Annotated in this window: 17 protein-coding genes and 1 riboswitch; of the genes, 12 read left to right on the top strand and 5 right to left on the bottom strand. The window is 70.6% G+C overall.

The genetic code is table 11. The features are described from left to right. Positions 1–155: 155 nt before the first annotated feature. Positions 156–381: riboswitch (cyclic di-AMP (ydaO/yuaA leader) on the top strand. 3 nt (positions 382–384) lie between these two features. Next, on the top strand, positions 385–1584 hold the full coding sequence (locus AC4D2O_RS09050; RefSeq protein WP_490906574.1) for a M23 family metallopeptidase: 1200 nt from the start codon (positions 385–387) through the stop codon (positions 1582–1584). Positions 1585–1630: 46 nt separating this feature from the next. Here the strand turns inward: AC4D2O_RS09050 and AC4D2O_RS09055 are convergent, their stop codons facing one another. Then, positions 1631–2635, bottom strand: a complete 1005-nt coding sequence (locus AC4D2O_RS09055) for a diacylglycerol/lipid kinase family protein (protein WP_490906576.1) — start codon at positions 2633–2635, stop codon at positions 1631–1633. Between the two features lie 83 nt (positions 2636–2718). Between AC4D2O_RS09055 and AC4D2O_RS09060 the strand changes: the two genes are divergently transcribed. From AC4D2O_RS09060 to AC4D2O_RS09110, 11 genes are all read left to right on the top strand, one after another. Then, a complete protein-coding gene (locus AC4D2O_RS09060; RefSeq protein WP_490906578.1) occupies positions 2719–3501 on the top strand; it encodes an SGNH/GDSL hydrolase family protein in 783 nt (260 codons plus the stop codon). Positions 3502–3543: 42 nt separating this feature from the next. After that, complete coding sequence (locus tag AC4D2O_RS09065; protein ID WP_490906579.1) at positions 3544–4161, top strand: M23 family metallopeptidase; 618 nt, start codon at positions 3544–3546, stop codon at positions 4159–4161. Positions 4162–4334: 173 nt separating this feature from the next. Then, positions 4335–4847, top strand: a complete 513-nt coding sequence (locus tag AC4D2O_RS09070) for a MarR family winged helix-turn-helix transcriptional regulator (protein ID WP_490906580.1) — start codon at positions 4335–4337, stop codon at positions 4845–4847. A gap of 102 nt (positions 4848–4949) precedes the next feature. Then, positions 4950–6092, top strand: coding sequence for a glucose-1-phosphate adenylyltransferase family protein (locus tag AC4D2O_RS09075; protein ID WP_490906581.1), 1143 nt, complete (start codon positions 4950–4952; stop codon positions 6090–6092). A 304-nt stretch (positions 6093–6396) separates the two neighbouring features. Further along, on the top strand, positions 6397–6633 hold the full coding sequence (rpmB, locus tag AC4D2O_RS09080) for a 50S ribosomal protein L28 (RefSeq protein WP_490906582.1): 237 nt from the start codon (positions 6397–6399) through the stop codon (positions 6631–6633). After that, positions 6633–6800, top strand: a complete 168-nt coding sequence (gene rpmG / locus AC4D2O_RS09085; RefSeq protein ID WP_019481734.1) for a 50S ribosomal protein L33 — start codon at positions 6633–6635, stop codon at positions 6798–6800. Before rpmB ends, rpmG begins: the two co-directional genes overlap by 1 nt. A gap of 3 nt (positions 6801–6803) precedes the next feature. Further along, positions 6804–7109, top strand: coding sequence for a 30S ribosomal protein S14 (gene rpsN / locus AC4D2O_RS09090; protein ID WP_026545363.1), 306 nt, complete (start codon positions 6804–6806; stop codon positions 7107–7109). 247 nt (positions 7110–7356) lie between these two features. Further along, on the top strand, positions 7357–7635 hold the full coding sequence (locus AC4D2O_RS09095) for an HU family DNA-binding protein (protein ID WP_104051767.1): 279 nt from the start codon (positions 7357–7359) through the stop codon (positions 7633–7635). A 119-nt stretch (positions 7636–7754) separates the two neighbouring features. Beyond that, a complete protein-coding gene (locus AC4D2O_RS09100; RefSeq protein WP_490906583.1) occupies positions 7755–9908 on the top strand; it encodes a bifunctional copper resistance protein CopD/cytochrome c oxidase assembly protein in 2154 nt (717 codons plus the stop codon). Continuing rightward, the gene (locus AC4D2O_RS09105; RefSeq protein WP_490906584.1) at positions 9905–11887 is read left to right on the top strand and encodes an NHL domain-containing thioredoxin family protein; all 1983 of its coding nucleotides are present in this window, start codon (positions 9905–9907) and stop codon (positions 11885–11887) included. The genes AC4D2O_RS09100 and AC4D2O_RS09105 overlap by 4 nt, the downstream gene beginning before the upstream one ends. 67 nt (positions 11888–11954) lie before the next feature. Next, a complete protein-coding gene (locus tag AC4D2O_RS09110) occupies positions 11955–13046 on the top strand; it encodes an SDR family oxidoreductase (protein ID WP_490906585.1) in 1092 nt (363 codons plus the stop codon). Positions 13047–13074: 28 nt separating this feature from the next. Here AC4D2O_RS09110 and AC4D2O_RS09115 read toward each other — a convergent pair whose 3' ends face one another. The 4 genes from AC4D2O_RS09115 to AC4D2O_RS09130 form a co-directional block, all read right to left on the bottom strand. Beyond that, the gene (locus tag AC4D2O_RS09115; RefSeq protein WP_490906586.1) at positions 13075–14058 is read right to left on the bottom strand and encodes a hypothetical protein; all 984 of its coding nucleotides are present in this window, start codon (positions 14056–14058) and stop codon (positions 13075–13077) included. 26 nt (positions 14059–14084) lie between these two features. Further along, on the bottom strand, positions 14085–14519 hold the full coding sequence (locus AC4D2O_RS09120) for a hypothetical protein (RefSeq protein ID WP_490906587.1): 435 nt from the start codon (positions 14517–14519) through the stop codon (positions 14085–14087). Continuing rightward, the gene (locus AC4D2O_RS09125) at positions 14510–16180 is read right to left on the bottom strand and encodes a helicase HerA-like domain-containing protein (protein WP_490906589.1); all 1671 of its coding nucleotides are present in this window, start codon (positions 16178–16180) and stop codon (positions 14510–14512) included. Before AC4D2O_RS09125 ends, AC4D2O_RS09120 begins: the two co-directional genes overlap by 10 nt. Positions 16181–16271: 91 nt before the next feature. Continuing rightward, positions 16272–17657: an ABC transporter ATP-binding protein gene (locus tag AC4D2O_RS09130; protein ID WP_490906590.1), complete on the bottom strand. Its 1386-nt coding sequence runs from the start codon at positions 17655–17657 to the stop codon at positions 16272–16274. Positions 17658–17683 lie beyond the last annotated feature (26 nt).

Below are 17683 nucleotides of genomic sequence, written 5' to 3' on the forward strand. Positions count from 1 at the left end.
TCCGCGGCCGAAACTCAGGTTCTGCCGCACATTTCCTCAGGATTCCTGATGGCGGGATGAAGTATGGCATGAATTGTCCACAGGTTGGATAACGGAATTGTAACTCCGCCTTTCCTCGCCTAATGTTTGAGCAGTCAAAGCTCCATCGTGGAATTCAGGTCCGCACGCCTAACCCTGTCAGCGGACCGCCTGGACAACCTGTGACAGGGGTGGAGGACCCACATTCCGGCGGCACGAGCCGCCTCGGGGTGAAGCCCTCACGCATAGTCGACAGCACGGTCCTTCCTGCGCTTCTGCCGCACCGAGGACCGCGCCGAGGGGGCCGAGTCAACTCTTGCTCGAATCCGACAGCTAACTTCGCGGGCGTGTGAGAGAGGTATGCAGTTGACCCAGACGCTCATGTCCGGGCGCCGTCGCGCGTCCGGCGCCCGCCCGGACCAGCACCACGCGACGCCGCAGCTTCCCGCGCACACCCCTCCGCCGAACCGCCGCTCGCTGCGTGCGCAGCCCCACCCGGTGCACAGCCCCTTCTTCGCGGCCTCCTCGCCGGCTGCACCGTCCATTCTCGCGCCGACCCGAGGCGTCGCGCCCGTGGAGCCGGGACCCGATGCGTCCGCGCCCGCCGCAGTCCCGACTCCTTCCGGGGATGCGCCGCGTCCCAGCACTTCCGCACCGCTGACCCGCCGCGAACTCCGGGCCCGGGAGCGGGCCGCGCGCGACATCCCTGTCGATGACGCCGTCGACGCCATCGACGCCGTCGACGACGCCGCCGAGGCCGACAATGCCACCGTGTCCCTGCCGTCGCGCCGCAGCGTCCGCAGCAGCGGACGCACGCCGTCGCCGGTTCAGCGACGGATGGACGCGCGTCCCCCGGCGACCCGCCGGACGGCATCCCGGGGCGGCACTGTCCCTGCGTCGCTCACCCGCCTCCGGGACAGCGCCGCCACCGCCGGCATCGTCCTGGCCTCGGCCGGCCTGCTGATGGGCGCCGTCGCGCCGTCGGCCACCTCGGCTCCTGCCGACGGTGCGGACGCTGCCCCCGCATCCGGCGTATCGCAGGCCGTCACCGCGCCCGTGGGAGCCACGGTGACCTTCGGCCTCGAGGCTGCGGGGCCCGCCGCCGAAGGCATCGCCCCGAGCATCGCGAGTGCGCGGGCGCTCTCGGCCTCCCTCGCACCGGCAGCGAAGGAACGCAAGGCCTTCAGCGCCCCGGTGGAGTCCCCGACGGTCGCCTCGACCTTCGGGTACAGGGTCAACCCCATGGGCGGTTTCGGGACGGAGCTCCACACGGGCGTCGACTACGCCAGCGCCTGCGGCACCCCGGTGAAGGCCGTGGACGCCGGGACGGTCGTCGACTCGGGCTGGCACGCCTACGGCGGAGGACAGCGCATCGTGATCGACCACGGCGACGGGCTGAAGACCACCTACAACCACATGAGCGCCCTCGAGGCGCCCGCCGGCACCACTGTGAAGCGCGGTGACCCCCTCGGCGCCGTCGGCAGCACCGGCAACTCCACGGGGTGCCACCTCCACTTCGAGGTTCTGGTCCACGACGAGAAGGTCGACCCGCAGCCCTGGCTGTGACCGGGGGCAGCCGGCGGCGCGTGGGCCGCAGCTGCCGGAGGCCCCGTCAGGGCAGCGGTTCGCTCACGACGGCGGGATCCTTGTAACCGAGCGGCATCCGCAGGCGGAGCGAGTCCGGCCTGACCTCGAAGGCCATGTGCGTCGCCTTGCCGAGGGCGTCGCCGTCGAGTTGCACCTCGAGCGGCTCACGCAGCGTGATCTCGGCGGTGCGGCACTGGAAGTACTCCAGCGACGGGTCCTTGCTCCTGCCCTTGCCGCGCGCGACCAGCTTGCCCACGACGGCCAGCCACCCGAGCCTGCCCTTGGGTGCCACGGTCATGAGGTCCATGAGGCCGTCGTCGATCCTGGCGCCGGGGAAGATCTCCAGGCCGCCCATGATCTTCCCGCAGTTGCCGCCCATGACGCTGCGCAGGCGGCGCTCGAAGGGCTTGCCCCCGTTCACGGAGATGGTGGTGCGCGAGGGCCTGCCGGGCAGGTTCCTGATCCCGGCGTCCACATAGGCGAGCCAGCCGACCTTGTCCTTCAGATCATCCCGCGTGTCGGACATGATGGCGGCGTCGTAGCCGATCCCCGCCATGACCAGGAACACGTGGGCGTCCTGGGCGCGGTCGACGGTGACGTGCACGACGTCGATGGTCCGCTCCGTCCCGCGGAAAGCGGACTCGACGGCGGCATCCGGATCGTCGACGGCGATGTCGAGGTTCCGGGCGAGCAGGTTCCCGGTACCCAGCGGCACGAGGGCCATCATGGTCCCGGTGCCGGCGAGTTCCTCGGCGACGCACCGGACGGTGCCGTCCCCGCCGGCCGCGATGACGAGGTCCACCCCGGCCTCGAGCGCCTCCCGGGCCTGGCCGTGCCCCGGATCATCGGCGGTCGTCTCGATCACGAGCGGTTCCTCCCAGCCGTCCTCGGCGGAGATGCGCCGGACGGCGCCCTCGACGTCGGCGGTGGTGGCCTTGATCGGGTTGACGATCAGCGCGGCTCGACGGCCGCCCGATCCGGCATCCGCGACGGTGTCGGTGGTCGGCGCGGGTGAAACGTCGGTGGGCATGGTGTCCTTCGTGCGGGGTGTCAACGGATGGCTCCGTCGAGCTTATCCCGGCCGTCCCCGGCGCCGAGGGTAATCTTTGGGACGTGAACTTTCCCCAGCGCTATGTGGCCCTCGGCGACTCCTTTACCGAAGGGGTGGGCGACTGGGATCCGGCGTCCCCCAACGGCGTGCGCGGCTGGGCCGACCGCGTCGCCGAGCAGCTCATCCTCGCCGACCCCTCCTGGGGCTACGCGAATCTCGCGATCCGCGGGAAGAAGATGCGCCAGATCCTCGACGAGCAGATCGACGCCGCCCTGGCGCTGCAGCCGACGCTCGTGACCCTCTACGCGGGCGCCAACGACATCCTGCGGCCCCGCATCGACATCGACGCCCTCATGGCGCACTACGACGACGGCGTCGGGCGGCTCCGCGACGCCGGCACCGCCGTCGTGCTGTTCACGGGCTTCGACGCGGCTGGTTCCGCCGTGTTCGGGAAGACCCGCGGGCGTACGGCCGTCTACAACGAGTGGGTCCGCGAGATCGCGGACAAGCGCGACGCGACGATCGTCGACTACTGGCGGCTGCGCGAGTTCCAGGACTGGGGCTACTGGGACGTCGACCGCATGCACATGTCCGCCGCCGGACACACGCTGATGGCCGCGCGCGTCCTCGAGGCGCTGAAGGCCTCCCACCGGATCGACCTGCCGGAGCTGGAGGCGCGCCCGGTCCTCCGGCGGGCCGAGCAGCTCAAGGCGGACGCGCAGTGGGCACGGGAGTACCTGAAGCCGTGGGTGGGACGACGCCTTCGCGGCGTCTCCTCGGGCGACGAACTGACAGCCAAGTACCCGACGCCGGTCCAGCCCGACCGGGCGACCGTTCCGGCCTGAGGCCTCCGGCCCGACGTGCTGCCGCCCTCTCGTGAGCCGGTCGTGCTGCAGTATCCCCTCCGTGGGTCCTTCCGAGCCCGCAACAGCCCTGCCCGCCGCGTACCGAGCCACGGCACCCACCTGATGGGCACCACCTACGCCATCGACCTCGTCCCCGTCGACGGGCACGGCAGGGTGGCCGCGCGCGGGTGGCGCACCCTGCTGGCCACCGAACCGCCCGAGGCGTTCGTCGGTTTCGGCGCCCCGGTCCTGGCGCCGGCCGCCGGCACCGTCGTGATCGCCCACGACGGCGAGGAGGACCATGCAGCGCGGAGGTCACAGCCTGCGCTGCTGGCCTACACGGCGGGCCAGTCCCGCCGGATCCACGACGGGCCGGCGGCGATAGCCGGCAACCACGTCGTCGTCGCCCTCGAGCGGGGCGGGCCTTTCGTGCTGGTCGCCCATCTGCGCCGGGGATCGCTCCGGGTCCGGGTGGGGGACCGGATCCTCGCCGGGGGACTGCTGGCCGAGTGCGGGAACTCCGGCAACAGCACCCAGCCGCACGTGCACCTGCAGGTCACCGACAGCATCGACTGGGGAGCCGCCCGTGGCCTGCCCCTCGCCTTCCGGACCGCCACGGGCACCGAGGTGCCACGCGAGTCGCAGATCGTCCGGGCGTGAGGACCGCCGGCCGGGAGGACGGGCCACGCGCCGGACCCGGCGCCCGGGGAGGGGACCGGTCCGCCCCGACACCGGACGGTCTCCGACAAGCACCCCCGGTGGCGGCCCGCAAGGCTGCGCCGCTCCGCGCGCAGCCCTTCGGCGCCCCGGAACCGGTGTGCCAGAATGAGCGGATGGCGGCGCAATGGCTCACATCCGACGAGCGGCGCGCCTGGCTGGCACTGTATGCGCTGACGTCCCTGGTCCCCGCGAGCCTCGACGCGCACCTGTTCCGCGAGGCACGCATCACCCTGTTCGACTACACGGTCCTCGCGATGCTCTCCGAGTCCGAGGGCAGGTGCCTGCCCATGAGCGAACTGGCTGCACGCTCGACGGCGTCGCTCTCGCGTCTCAGCCACGTGGTGAAGAAGCTGGAAGGGCGCGGCTGGGTGTCCCGCCTCCCGTCCCACTCCGACGGCCGGGTGACGACGGCCTCCCTGACGCCCGCCGGACTCGAGATGCTGACCGAACTCGCGGTCGCGCACGTCGCACAGGTCCGCGCCACGGTCTTCGACGCCCTCGACGGGCAGGACGTCGCCGACCTCGAGCGGGTCGGCCGCAAGATCCTCCGCGGCATGGACAGCGCCCACTGGATCCTGGCCGACGGCGAGGAGGTCGGGGCGAGCGCCTCGCCCCGGTCGCCTTAGGCCCGGTATCGGCGTCGAGCCGATTCCCCCGATTCCCCTCGGCCGCGCACCCCGTCCCGAGGACCCGACAGCACCCGGCGTGGACCGGGGAGAGGACGTCAGATGGCCCCGCACGGACAGTTCCGGCACCAACCCCGCGTCCTCGCGATCGTCCTCGCCGGCGGGGCGGGCGGCCGCCTCGGCGCCCTCACCGACCATCGCGCCAAGCCGGCCATGCCCCTCGGCGGCAGCTTCCGGCTCATCGACATCGCACTGTCGAACCTGCAGCACAGCGGCATCTCCGACGTCTGGATCATGGAGCAGTACCAGCCGAAGACCATCAACGACCACCTCCGCAACGGCCGGCCCTGGGACCTCGACCGCACGCGCGGCGGCCTGCTGGTCCTGCCGCCCTTCAGCGGCAGGGAAGGTGAGGGCTTCGCCGACGGCAACGCGGACGGCCTGCTCCGCCAGGCCGCCTTCATCCGGGACTTCGCGCCGGACCTCGTCCTGGTGCTCAGCTCCGACCACCTCTACCGCCTCGACTACCGCGACGTCGTCGACACGCACCTCCGCACCGGCGCGGACCTCACCATGGTCACTGTCGACTTCGACGGCGACGCCTCCAACCACGGCGTGGCCACCGTCGACGACGCCGGCCGGGTCACCGACTTCGCCTACAAGCCCGAGAGCCCTCCCACGAGCATCGTGGCAGCCGAGATCTTCCTCTACACCGCGGCCGCCCTGCTCGACACGCTCGACGGCCTGCAGGACACCGAGGACGGGCTCGGGGACTACGGACACCACCTGGTTCCCCACCTGGTGCGACGCGGCGCCGTGGTGGAGCACCGGCTCGAAGGGTACTGGCGGGACCTCGGGACGCCGGTCAACTACCTCCGCGCCCACCTCGACCTCGTCGACGGCCGGGGGCTGGACCTTGCGGACCCGCAGTGGCCGATCCTCACCGAGCCCCCGCAGCTGGTCCCGGCGCGCATCGGCGAGGGCGCCGTGGTCGCCGACGCGCTGATCGCCCCCGGAGCCACGGTGCACGGTACCGTCCGCAGGAGCGTCATCGGCTCGGGTGCCACGGTGGAGGCCGGCGCCGTCGTGGAGGACTCGGTGCTGCTCAACCGCGTGCGGATCACCGCGGGCGGCCGCGTCCGGTACGCGATCGTCGACTCCGGCGCGGTCGTGTCCGGGGACTGCGCGGGGGCAGGACCGGACGAGCCCGTCGTCGTCGACCGGGATGGGCGGATGGGCGACTGACCCGTTTTGGTCAAGCCGAACCCTGTCGGTAGTATGGTAGGGCGTTTGGCTGTGGCTGACGCCGATCCGTCCATGGGCGGGACGGAGTCCGCCCGGCTACCCGCGACTACCTGAAATGTCGGGCTGTGCGCCGCGAGGCTGCGCGACGCCCGATCTTCACCGTCTTCCCCGCGGCGAGGCGCTTCGGCAGGTTCTCACCCTGCCAGGCCAACCTCCGGAAAGCTGCAGTAATAGCGGTGTCATTACTGGTGGCGGGACGCTCAACAAGTGATTCCGTCACGTTCATCTAATCTGGAGGAGAGTTATGGCAGCCCACTGCCAAGTGACCGGAGCCGAGCCCGGCTTTGGACACAGCATTTCGCACTCGCACCGCCGCAACAAGCGCCGGTTCGACCCCAACATTCAGAAGAAGCGCTACTACGTGCCTTCCCTGCGCCGCAACGTGACGCTGCAGGTCTCGGCCCGCGGCATCAAGACGATCGACGTCCGCGGTATCGACGCTGTCGTCGCGGCGATCCTCGCGAGGGGAGTGAAGCTCTAATGGCAAAGGACAAGGACGTACGTCCGATCATCAAGCTGAAGTCCACCGCAGGGACGGGCTACACCTACGTGACGCGGAAGAACCGTCGTAACGATCCGGACCGCATGGTCCTGATGAAGTACGACCCCAAGATCCGCAAGCACGTCGAATTCCGAGAGGAGCGCTAAACCATGGCCAAGAAGTCAAAGATTGCTCGCAACGAGCAGCGCAAGGTCATCGTCGAGCGCTACGCGGCCAAGCGCCTCGAGCTCAAGAAGACCCTCGTCGACGAGAACGCCACCGACGAAGCCCGCGAAGCAGCACGCCTCGGCCTGCAGAAGCTTCCCCGGAACGCCTCGCCGGTACGCCTGCGTAACCGCGACCAGATCGACGGCCGCCCCCGCGGCACGCTCCAGAAGTTCGGCATCTCGCGTGTCCGCTTCCGTGACATGGCGCACCGGGGCGAGCTGCCCGGCGTGACCAAGTCGAGCTGGTAACAGCCACCGGGGCGTGACGCCCTCCGCACGGCACCTCAGAAGCCGGCAACCCGCGGGTTGCCGGCTTCTGCCGTTTCCCGCCCGAAGCCCGCGAAAGAGGCCGGAACTGGGTCAATCCGGCCCCGATCGAGCCGAAAAGCCGCGTAAACACGCGGAACACCGCGTGCAAGCTGATAGGTTTTCGAACAGAGGCTTTTCGAATACCGCGAAAAGCTCGTTCCGAAGAGTACGTCCAGGAGGACCTAAATTGGCTAAGAACCGTAGTGAACTTGTCTCCGAGGTAGCAGCGAAGGCTGACACCAGCCAGGCTGCAGTCAACAGCGTCCTCGACGCGCTGTTCGACGTCTTCGCCGAGTCCATCGCCAAGGACGAGAAGATCACCATCCCCGGATGGCTCGCCGTCGAGCGCACCAGCCGCGCAGCGCGCACGGGCCGCAACCCCCAGACCGGCGAGACCATCCAGATCGCGGCCGGCCACAGCGTCAAGCTGACCGCCGGCTCGAAGCTGAAGGCTTCCGCCAAGTAGTCCGCGTTCCACCGGAGGGCCGCTGCCATCATGGCAGCGGCCCTCCGTCGTTCCTGCACGGATCCGCCCGAAGCGTGGGGGCCGCGGGGAATTCGCCCTATTTCTACTGCGGGTAGAGAATGGTGTATGTGTCCACTACTGCCAAGCACCCGCGCGAGACGCTCGCCAGCACCTCCCCGGAGCGCGCCATCGGGACCTTCTGGCTGGTCCTCGCCGGCGTCGCGGTCCTCGCCGCACTCGTGGTCGCCCTGTTCTTCTCCGGCGCGGCGGCTGCCCGCCAGCTCGGCGACCCCGGTGCCCTGACGCGGTGGGGCCTTCCCATGGCCAAGGTCCTCAACAACACCGCGGCCGCCGCCACCATCGGTGCCCTCGTCTTCGCCGTCGTCATGCTGCCGCGGCAGGTCGGCTCGAAGGGGCGGAAGCCCCGGGAGGATGCCGGCGAGCATCCGGCCTTCTCCCGCGTGCTGCTCCTCGCCTCCGCCTCCGCTGTCGCCTGGACGCTCGGCGCGCTGGGCGTCATGGTCTTCACCTACTCGGACGCGGCGGGCCTCCCGCTCAGCTCCGACCCCACCTACACGCAGGGCCTCGCGGCGTTCCTCACCGACTTCTCCACGGGGCGCGCCTGGCTCGTGACATCCATCGTGTCCGCCGTCCTCGCCACGGTCCTGTTCGGGGTGCGGTCCCAGATCGGGCTGGCGCTGGCCCTGGTGCTGGCGCTCCTGAACCTGCTGCCCATGGCGCTGATCGGCCACTCCGCCAGCGGCGACGACCACAACGCGGCCGTCAACTCGATCGCCCTCCACCTCGTCGGGGTGTGCCTGTGGGTGGGCGGGATCATCTCCCTCGCCGTCGTCGGCGGCAAGCTGGGCGAGCAGACGCTGCCCGTCCTCAAGCGCTTCTCGGCCCTGGCCGGGTTCGCGTTCCTGCTCGTGGTGGCCTCGGGCGTGGTGAACGCGAGCCTCCGCATCACGGACCTCTCGCAGCTCAGCTCGCAGTGGGGTCTGCTGGTCACCTTCAAGACCATCGCCACGCTGCTGCTGGGCGGGATCGGCTGGATGCACCGGCAGTGGATCATCCCGCAGCTGGAAGCCTCCGCCGGGACGGCCGCGTCGAAGCTGTCCGCGCGACGGGTGCTGTGGCAGCTCATCACGGTGGAACTCGTGATCATGGCCGCGGTCTCCGGCGTGGCAGGGGCCCTCGGCCGCACCGCGCCTCCCCGCGCCGAGGAACTGCCCACCGCGGCAGGGCCAGCCCGCGTCCTGACGGGGTACGACCTCCCGCCCGAGCCCACCCCGATGCGCTGGCTCAGCGAGTGGCGGCCCGACTGGCTGTGGATCACCGTCGCCCTGACCCTCGGTGTCGCCTACATCCTCGGCACGGTGAAGCTCCACCGCCGCGGTGACTCCTGGTCCCCGCTGAAGCTCGTCAGCTGGATCGTGGGTCTGCTGCTGCTCACCTATTTCACGTCCGGCGCCCCCGCCATCTACGGCATGGTGCTGTTCAGCGCCCACATGATCGACCACATGGCGCTGACCATGGTGGTGCCGCTGTTCCTCGTCCTCGGAGCGCCCGTCACGCTGGCACTCAGGGCCCTCGACGCGCGACGCGACGGCACGCGCGGCATCCGCGAATGGATCCTCGTGATCGTGCACTCCTGGCCGTCACGGATCATCACGCACCCGCTCTTCGCGGCCGGCAACTTCGTGGCCTCGATCATCGTCTTCTACTACTCGCCGCTGTTCGGGTTCGCGCTCCGCGAGCACGTGGGCCACGAGCTCATGATCACGCACTTCCTCATCACCGGGTACATCTTCGTGCTCTCGATGATCGGCTCCGATCCGGTCCCGTTCCGTGCCCCCTACCCGCTGCGGATCGTGCTCCTGTTCGCCACCATGGCCTTCCACGCCTTCTTCGGTGTGACCCTCATGGGTTCCACCTCCCTGCTCGAGGCGTCCTGGTTCGGCAACATGGGCCGCGAATGGGGTGTCTCGGCGCTCGCCGACCAGCAGGTGGGCGGTGCCGTGACGTGGGGCGTCGGCGAGATCCCGACGCTGCTGCTCGCGATCGGCGTCGCGATCATGTGGTCCCGATCGGATGCCCGGGAGACGAAGCGCACCGACCGCGCGGCGGACAGGAATAACGACGCCGACCTGGCGGCTTACAACAGCATGTTCGCCGACCTCGCCAAGCGCGACGCCGGAACCCGCAGGCCAGGGCAGCAGCCCCCCGCGCGGGCCACCACACCAGGAGACTCTGCAGGGGAGACCGAATGACCGAGACCACCGTGCGCACCGGCTACCGCGTGCGCGGTTCAGCGCTGACCGGCCGCAACTGGCTGAACACCGGCGGGAAGCAACTGCAGCTCGAGGACCTGCGCGGGAAGATCGTCATCCTCGACTTCTGGACCTTCTGCTGCATCAACTGCCTCCACGTCCTCGACGAGCTGCGCCCCCTCGAGGAGCAGTACTCGGACGTCCTCGTCACGGTGGGCGTGCACTCCCCGAAGTTCGAGCACGAGGCCGACCCGGTGGCGCTCGCCGCCGCCGTCGAGCGCTACGACATCCACCACCCGGTGCTGGACGACCCGGAACTGACCACCTGGCAGGCCTACACGGCGCGCGCCTGGCCGACGCTCGTGGTCATCGACCCCGAGGGCTACATCGTGGCGCACCTCTCCGGTGAGGGCCACGCCGCAGGGCTCACCTCCCTCGTGGAGGAGCTCGTGGCCGAGCACGAGGCCAAGGGCACGCTGCACCGCGGGGACGGGCCCTACGTGCCGGCCGAGAGCACGGCCGGGGAGCTGAAGTTCCCGGGCAAGCTCCTCGCCCTGCCCGCCACCGGCACCTTCCTGGCCGGCGACACGGGCCACCACCGGCTCGTGGAGCTCGAGGCGGACCTCGTCACCGTGCGCCGCACCATCGGCTCCGGCACCAAGGGCTTCCGCGACGGCGCAGCCGGCGAGGCCCAGTTCAACGAGCCCCAGGGCGTCGCCCTCCTCCCGGCAGGGCTCGCGGCGGAGGTCGGATACGACGTCGTCGTCGCCGACTCCGTGAACCACCGCCTCCGCGGGGTGGACCTCGCCACGGGCGAGGTGCGCACGCTCGCCGGGAACGGTACGCAGCGCCTGCTCGACGCCGGCAACCACACCAAGACGGGCCGACAGGAGAACGCGCACGAGGTCGGCGCGGAGAGCGAGACACCGCGCCTCACGGAGACGCAGCTGGGCACCGACGCCCTGAACATCTCGCTGTCCTCCCCCTGGGACGTGCTCTACTCGACGGTCCTGGACCGCGTGGTCGTCGCCATGGCCGGCACGCACCAGATCTTCACCTACGACCCCCGCACCAACGCCGTCGAGGTCCTCGCCGGTACCGGCCTCGAGGGACTGCTCGACGGCGACGCCTCCGCCGCCTGGTTCGCCCAGTCCTCGGGTCTCGCGGAGGACGCCAACGGAACCATCTGGATCGCCGACTCCGAGACGTCCTCGGTGCGGATCCTGTCCTTCCCCGAGGTCGACGGGCGCAGGCGCGTGCAGGTGCAGACGGCCATCGGGACCGGCCTGTTCGACTTCGGCTTCCGGGACGGCGAGGCCGACCAGGCGCGCCTGCAGCACCCGCTCGGCGTCACCGCCCTGCCCGACGGCTCCATCGCCATCGCCGACACCTACAACGGAGCCGTGCGCCGCTACGACCCGGCCACGCGCCAGGTCTCCACGCTGCTGCGCGGCCTGTCCGAGCCGTCCGACGTGCTGGTCGACATGACCCCCGTCGCCGACGGCGGGGACCCGCTGCTGATCGTCGTCGAGGCGAACCGGCACCAGCTCGTCCGCGTGCCGCTGCCCAAGGAGGCGCTCGCCGTCGACGAGGGAGCGTCCCGGACGCAGCGGCCCAAGACGCCGATGTCCGCCGGGCCCGTGGCCCTGACCGTGCGCTTCTCCGCGCCCACGGGACAGAAGCTCGACGACCGCTGGGGCGACCCCACGCAGCTGAAGATCAGCGCCTCCCCGGAGTCCCTGCTGGTATCCGGCGGAGGTACGTCCACGGGACTGACGCGGGAACTCGTGCTGTCCCCGGATGCGGGCGACGGCGTCCTGCACATCACCGCGCGGGCGGCGTCCTGCGACGGCGAGCCGGGCGGGGAGATCCCCGACCACGCCGCCTGCCATCTGTACCAGCAGGACTGGGGTATCCCGGTGTCGGTCACGGCCGACGGCGACACCGCCCTGACGCTGGACCTGCGCGGCCTGGACTGACCCCGCCGCGCCACCGCCGACCCACCGACGCAGACCGCACACCCAGCACCACGACGAGGAGTCCACCATGACCACCGACAGCGGACCCGCAGCACCGACACGGCGCACGGCTCTCGTGGTGGGAGCCACGGGTATCGCCGGATCAGCGCTCGTGGAGCGGCTCACCGCGGAGGGCTGGGCGGTCCTGGCGCTCTCCCGCAGGCCCGGTGCCGGGCAGGACGGCGTCCGCTGGCTGTCCGCGGACCTCACCTCCGCCGACGCCGTGGCGGCCGCCCTCGCCCCGGAGCGGCCCACGCACGTGTTCTTCACCGCCTGGTCGCGGCAGGACACCGAGGCGGCGAACATCGAGGTCAACGCGGGCATGCTGCGGGACCTGCTGCTCGCCCTCCGCGGCAAGGACGTGGCGCATGTGGCCCTCATGACCGGGCTGAAGCACTACCTCGGGCCCTTCGAGGCCTATGCTGCCGGGCAGATGGCCGATACACCGTTCCACGAGGAGGAGCCGCGCCTGCCGGTCCGGAACTTCTACTATGCGCAGGAGGACGAGCTGTTCGCCGCGGCGGCGGAGCAGGGCTTCACGTGGTCGGTCCACCGGGCGCACACCGTGATCGGCCATGCGGTCGGTAACGCCATGAACATGGGGTTGACGCTCGCCACGCAGGCCACCCTCTGCCGCGAGGCGGGCGAACCGTTCGTGTTCCCCGGGTCGGAGACGCAGTGGAACGGGCTCACCGACATGACCGACGCCGGGCTCCTCGCCGAGCACATGCTGTGGGCCTCGACGGCTCCCTCGGCCGCCGACCAGGCGTTCAACATCGTCAACGGCGACGTCTTCCGGTGGCGTTGGCTATGGCCGCAGCTCGCCGCCTACTTCGGCGTGGAGTGGGAGGGGTACAGCGGCGCGCCGCGCCCGCTCGAGCAGGCCATGGCCGGCCGCGACGCCCAGTGGGCGGGGATCGCCGAGCGCCACGGCCTCGCGGAGCCCCGGCTGGATCGGATGGCTTCCTGGTGGCACACCGACGGCGACCTCGGGCGGGACATCGAGGTGGTCACCGACATGGGCAAGAGCCGGGTGGCGGGGTTCACCGGGTACCGGCGGACCCCGGACGCGTTCACCGCGCTGTTCGACCGCTACCGCGCCGAACGCCTCATCCCGTGATGCCGGCCGTGCCGGGTAGCGGCAGCGCCTAGTAGCGGACCACGGGCGTGACGGTGATGGCGTCCCCGGTCACCGCGAGGTCGGCGCCGAACTCGAAGGGCACGGACTCGACCACGTCCCGGACGTCGCCCGAGAAGAAGTCCCGGAGCTGGGTCTCGATGCGGGCGGACCCGCGCAAAGGCGCCAGGAGCCACCCGCCGTCGCTGGCCGTGATGGACACCTGGGGGTAGTCCTCGATGGACCAGGTGATGTCCCCGGCCAGCCGCTCATTGGTGATGTAGTTGAACGGGCAGTTCGTGGGCTGGAAGACGGTCTGGCGGGCGCAGTCGTCCAGGAAGGCACGCAGCTGGTCGTCGACCGCCCGGGTCAGTTCGGGCTTGGCCTCGGTCGCGAGCGCCAGGGGCGGCGGAGCGTCCCGGCCGGTGACCGTCGCGTGGAGCTCCGGCGCCGAGAAGTACCTGCCCTCGTACTGCGCCGTGACGGCTGCGGGGTAGAAGGACGCGAGGGATGCCTTCCCGTCGGGGAGCCCGACGTCCACGCCGTTCACCGTGGCCCGGACGCTGTTCACGGCGGACACCTCGACCGTCGGCAGGACGCTCTGCTCGAACCGCCACACGGTGAACAGACCCCATTCGGTGCCGATGCGCTGGAGGGGGAAGGCGGTGGTCGTCTGCGCTCCGTCGAGCGTATAGGTGACGGGGACCTCCACGCGGTCCGCGCCCGCCTCGCGTGCATCACCCACCGTCACGTCCTCGAGGGACGCGCTCGCCCGCTCGAGGATCTCGCCGTCCAGCAGGACCGGGTTGGAGCCCTCCGGCACCGAGGCGTTGAGCAGGCCCAGCGCCCTGCCGCCGTCGCCGTCGCGCAGCGCGTCGAGGTACAGGCGGACCTGGTGCTCGGGGCCGTACAGCTGCCCGTTGAGGAGGGAGACGGTCGCGAGGAAGCCCGTGCCGACCAGCATGAGTGCCAGCAGCCAGCCCGCGAGCACCTTCACGACAGGAGTGGTTTGCACCCCTCAACGGTACCGGCTGGTCCGGTTCAGCCGGGCAGGAATCCCAGGAATGCCCCGAGTACGGCGCACACGAGCCCGACGCCGGCGACCACACGGGTGCCCCGGTACGGCTCCTCGAGGGTCCACTGCGCGGGGTTCCTCGCCTGGTAGAAGATGGTGACGTCCTCACCGGGCGGCAGCGGTGACGGGGCGGCACCCTGCCGCCGTCGCCGGATACCGCCGGACCACAGCGCCTCCACGATCCGGTACCGGTGATCGTGCCAGCGGAGGTACGGGTGTCCCTCGTGGTCGAAGGTGATGGCCTGCGTACGGGTCCACGAGCCGTAGATCAGCCGGATGACGAGTGCTGCGATCAGCAGTCCGAGTCCCAGCGCCGTCAGGCCCGCCGACACGAACTCGATCACCACCGCAGCACGTGTCTCCTCGGACACCGCCCCCGGTGCCCGCAGGCTCAGGACCACGGGCGCTTGCGGCGTTTCGTGGCGAACAGGCCGCGTGCCAGTTCCTTGCCGATGACCCCGGCCGCCTTCAGGGCCAGATCCGCCAGCTCGTCCCGGTCAGGGCCGCGGCCCGCCGTCGTCCGCTCGTCCCGGGACGGGCGGCGCTCCGCGTGCTCGGGTATCCGGCGCAGGGGCGGGCCGAGGATCTCCTCCTCGATGCGGTGTGCCTCCTCGTCGCGCGCCTCGCGCGACGGCCCGGTGGGCCCGGTGGGCCCGGTATGGTGCGCCGGCGGGTCGGGACGCGGAACCGGTGCGCCGGCCGGGACGCCGTGGGAGGGTCCGGTCAGCTTCTCGTACGCGGAATGCCTGTCGACGGCCCGGCTGTACCGGGGGAGGAGGGGGGATGCGGCGACGGCGGCGGACACCGTCCCCTCGGGTCCGCGGCCCAGAACTGATTCGGGGGAGCGGAGCCGCGTCCACGCGACCGGCGTGGGCGCACCGCGCTCGTTCATCACGGTGACCACGGCCTCGCCGATCCCGGCCGAGGTCAGGACCTCCTCGAGGTCGTAGTCGCTCATGGGGAAGGTGGACACCGTGGCGCGGAGGGCCTTGGCGTCGTCGGGGGTGAAGGCCCGCAGCGCGTGCTGGATGCGGTTGGCGAGCTGCCCGAGGACCTCCGCGGGCACATCCTTCGGTGTCTGCGTGACGAAGAAGATACCCACACCCTTGGACCGGATCAGCCGCACCGTGGCCTGGATGGACTCGCGGAAGGCCTTCGAGGAACCGGTGAAGAGCAGGTGCGCCTCGTCGAGGAAGAACACCAGGCGCGGCTTGTCCGTGTCACCGACCTCGGGCAGTTCGGCGAAGAGGTCGGCCAGCAGCCACATCAGGAACGTGGAGAACAGCCGCGGTTTCTGGTGCACGCTGACGAGTTCCAGCGCTGTGATGATCCCGCGGCCGTCCGGTGCGGTCCGGAGGAGGTCGGCGGTGTCGAACTCCGGTTCACCGAAGAACGCGTCCATGCCCTGTGCTTCCAGCGTCACGAGGCCGCGCAGGATGACGCCGGCCGTGGCGCGCGACAGGCCGCCGAGGGAGCTCAGGGCGTCCCTGCCCTCGTCGGAGGTGAGGAAGACGATGACGGCGCGGAGGTCGGCGAGGTCGTACAGCTCTAGGCCGTTCCGGTCCGCGTAGTGGAAGACGAGTTGCAGGCTGGATTCCTGCGTCTCGTTGAGGTCGAGGACACGGCTGAGGAGCAGGGGGCCGAAGGAGGAGATGGTGGCGCGGACGGGGACGCCGTCCCCGGTGCCGAGGGTGAGGAACTCGACGGGGAAGCCGGTGGGGGTCCAGTCCTGTCCCACGCTCGCCGTGCGCTTCGTCAGCCGGTCCGACGCCGTTCCCGGCGCGGCGAGCCCGGTGAGGTCGCCCTTGATGTCGGACAGGTACACGGGGACGCCCTGTGCGGAGAGCTGCTCCGCCAGGACCTGGAGGGTCACGGTCTTGCCGGTGCCCGTGGCGCCCGCGATCAGGCCGTGCCGGTTCATCATGGCGAGCGGCAGGCGCACCTGCGCGTCGGCGTGCACCGTGCCGCCCACCAGCGCCGCCCCGAGGTGCAGGGTCGGTCCTTCGAAGACGTACCCGGCGGTGATGTCGGCGACCTGGGCGGCGCCGTCGTGTTCGACCATAGGGCCACACTACACAGCAGGACCGGTGCCCTCGCGGGTGCCGGTCCTGCCGTGTAGGTGCCCTCCGGGACGGCTGACCGCCCGGGGCCGGTCAGCCTGCCGCGTGCTTGCCCCCGGCTGCTGACGAGCCGCCCGAACGGGCGCCGGCATCCACCGTGGCGTTCCCCGCGGCCGACGTTACGTTGCCTGACGTGCCGTTGCCGGAGGCCCCGTTGCCGAAGGCGCTCCCGTCACGGTCCGCCTGCTGAGCGGTCGCGATCTCCTCCGCGCGGTCCTCGGCGGCCTCGAGCGTCAGCGCGGCACCCGCCTCGGCATCACGCGTCAGGTTCTCCCCGGACTCGGCGTCGAACAGGTGGAGCTTCCGCGTGTCCAGCCAGATCTCGGCCTCACGCCCGCCCCGGATGCGGCTCGCGGCGTCGAGCGTGACCACCACCTGCGGACGCAGTTCGTCGGCGTCCATGTCCCGGGCGAGACTGTTGAGGAGTTCGCGCATCTCGGGTGCCGGGTCGAAGTTGATGTACCCGTACTGTTCGTTGCCGAGCCACTCCGTGTGCGTGAGGGTCGCCGTGAACGTGGACCCGTGGGGGAGCTTGCTGTCCTCCACGAGCTTGGCGTCCTCGAAGAACTCGGGACGGACACCCACGAGGACCACGCGCTTGCCGGCCGCCTTGCGGGCCTTGTCCTCCGGGATGCTGATGTCGCCGAGCGCGGTCCTCAGGGTGGTGCCCTCGAGGGTCGCGGGCAGGAAGTTCATCGACGGCGAGCCGATGAAGCCCGCCACGAAGAGGTTCACGGGCTGCTCGTACAGCTCCCGGGGAGAGGCGATCTGCTGCAGCTCGCCCTTCTTCAGCACGGCGACGCGGTCGCCGAGGGTCATGGCCTCGGTCTGGTCGTGCGTCACGTACACGGAGGTGACACCGAGGCGCCGCTGCATCTGGGAGATCTCCGACCGCATCTGCCCACGCAGCTTGGCGTCCAGGTTCGACAGCGGCTCGTCGAAGAGGAACGCGTCCGCCTGGCGGACGATGGCCCGGCCCATCGCGACACGCTGCCGCTGACCGCCCGAGAGGTTCGCCGGCTTGCGCTGCAGATGGTCGGTCAGCTCCAGGGTCGCCGCGGCCTCGGTGACGAGCTTGTTCACCTGGTCCTCCGAGTGCTTGCCCTTGGCCAGACGCAGGGGGAACGCGATGTTCTCGTACACCGTCAGGTGCGGGTACAGGGCGTAGTTCTGGAACACCATCGCCAGGTTGCGGTCCCGGGGCGCCTTGTCGTTCACGCGCTGGCCGTCGATGAGCAGGTCGCCGTCCGTGATGTCCTCGAGGCCCACGATCATGCGCAGCAGCGTGGACTTCCCGCAGCCCGACGGGCCCACGAGGATGATGAACTCCCCGTCCGCGATGTCGATGCTGATGTCGTTGACGGCGGGGAAACCGTCGCCGTACTTCTTGACCAGGTGGTTGAGGGTGATTGAAGCCATGGTGCGATTCCTTTTCTTGAGCGCGC

The sequence above is a fragment of the Arthrobacter sp. TJ-238 genome, assembly GCF_058269215.1.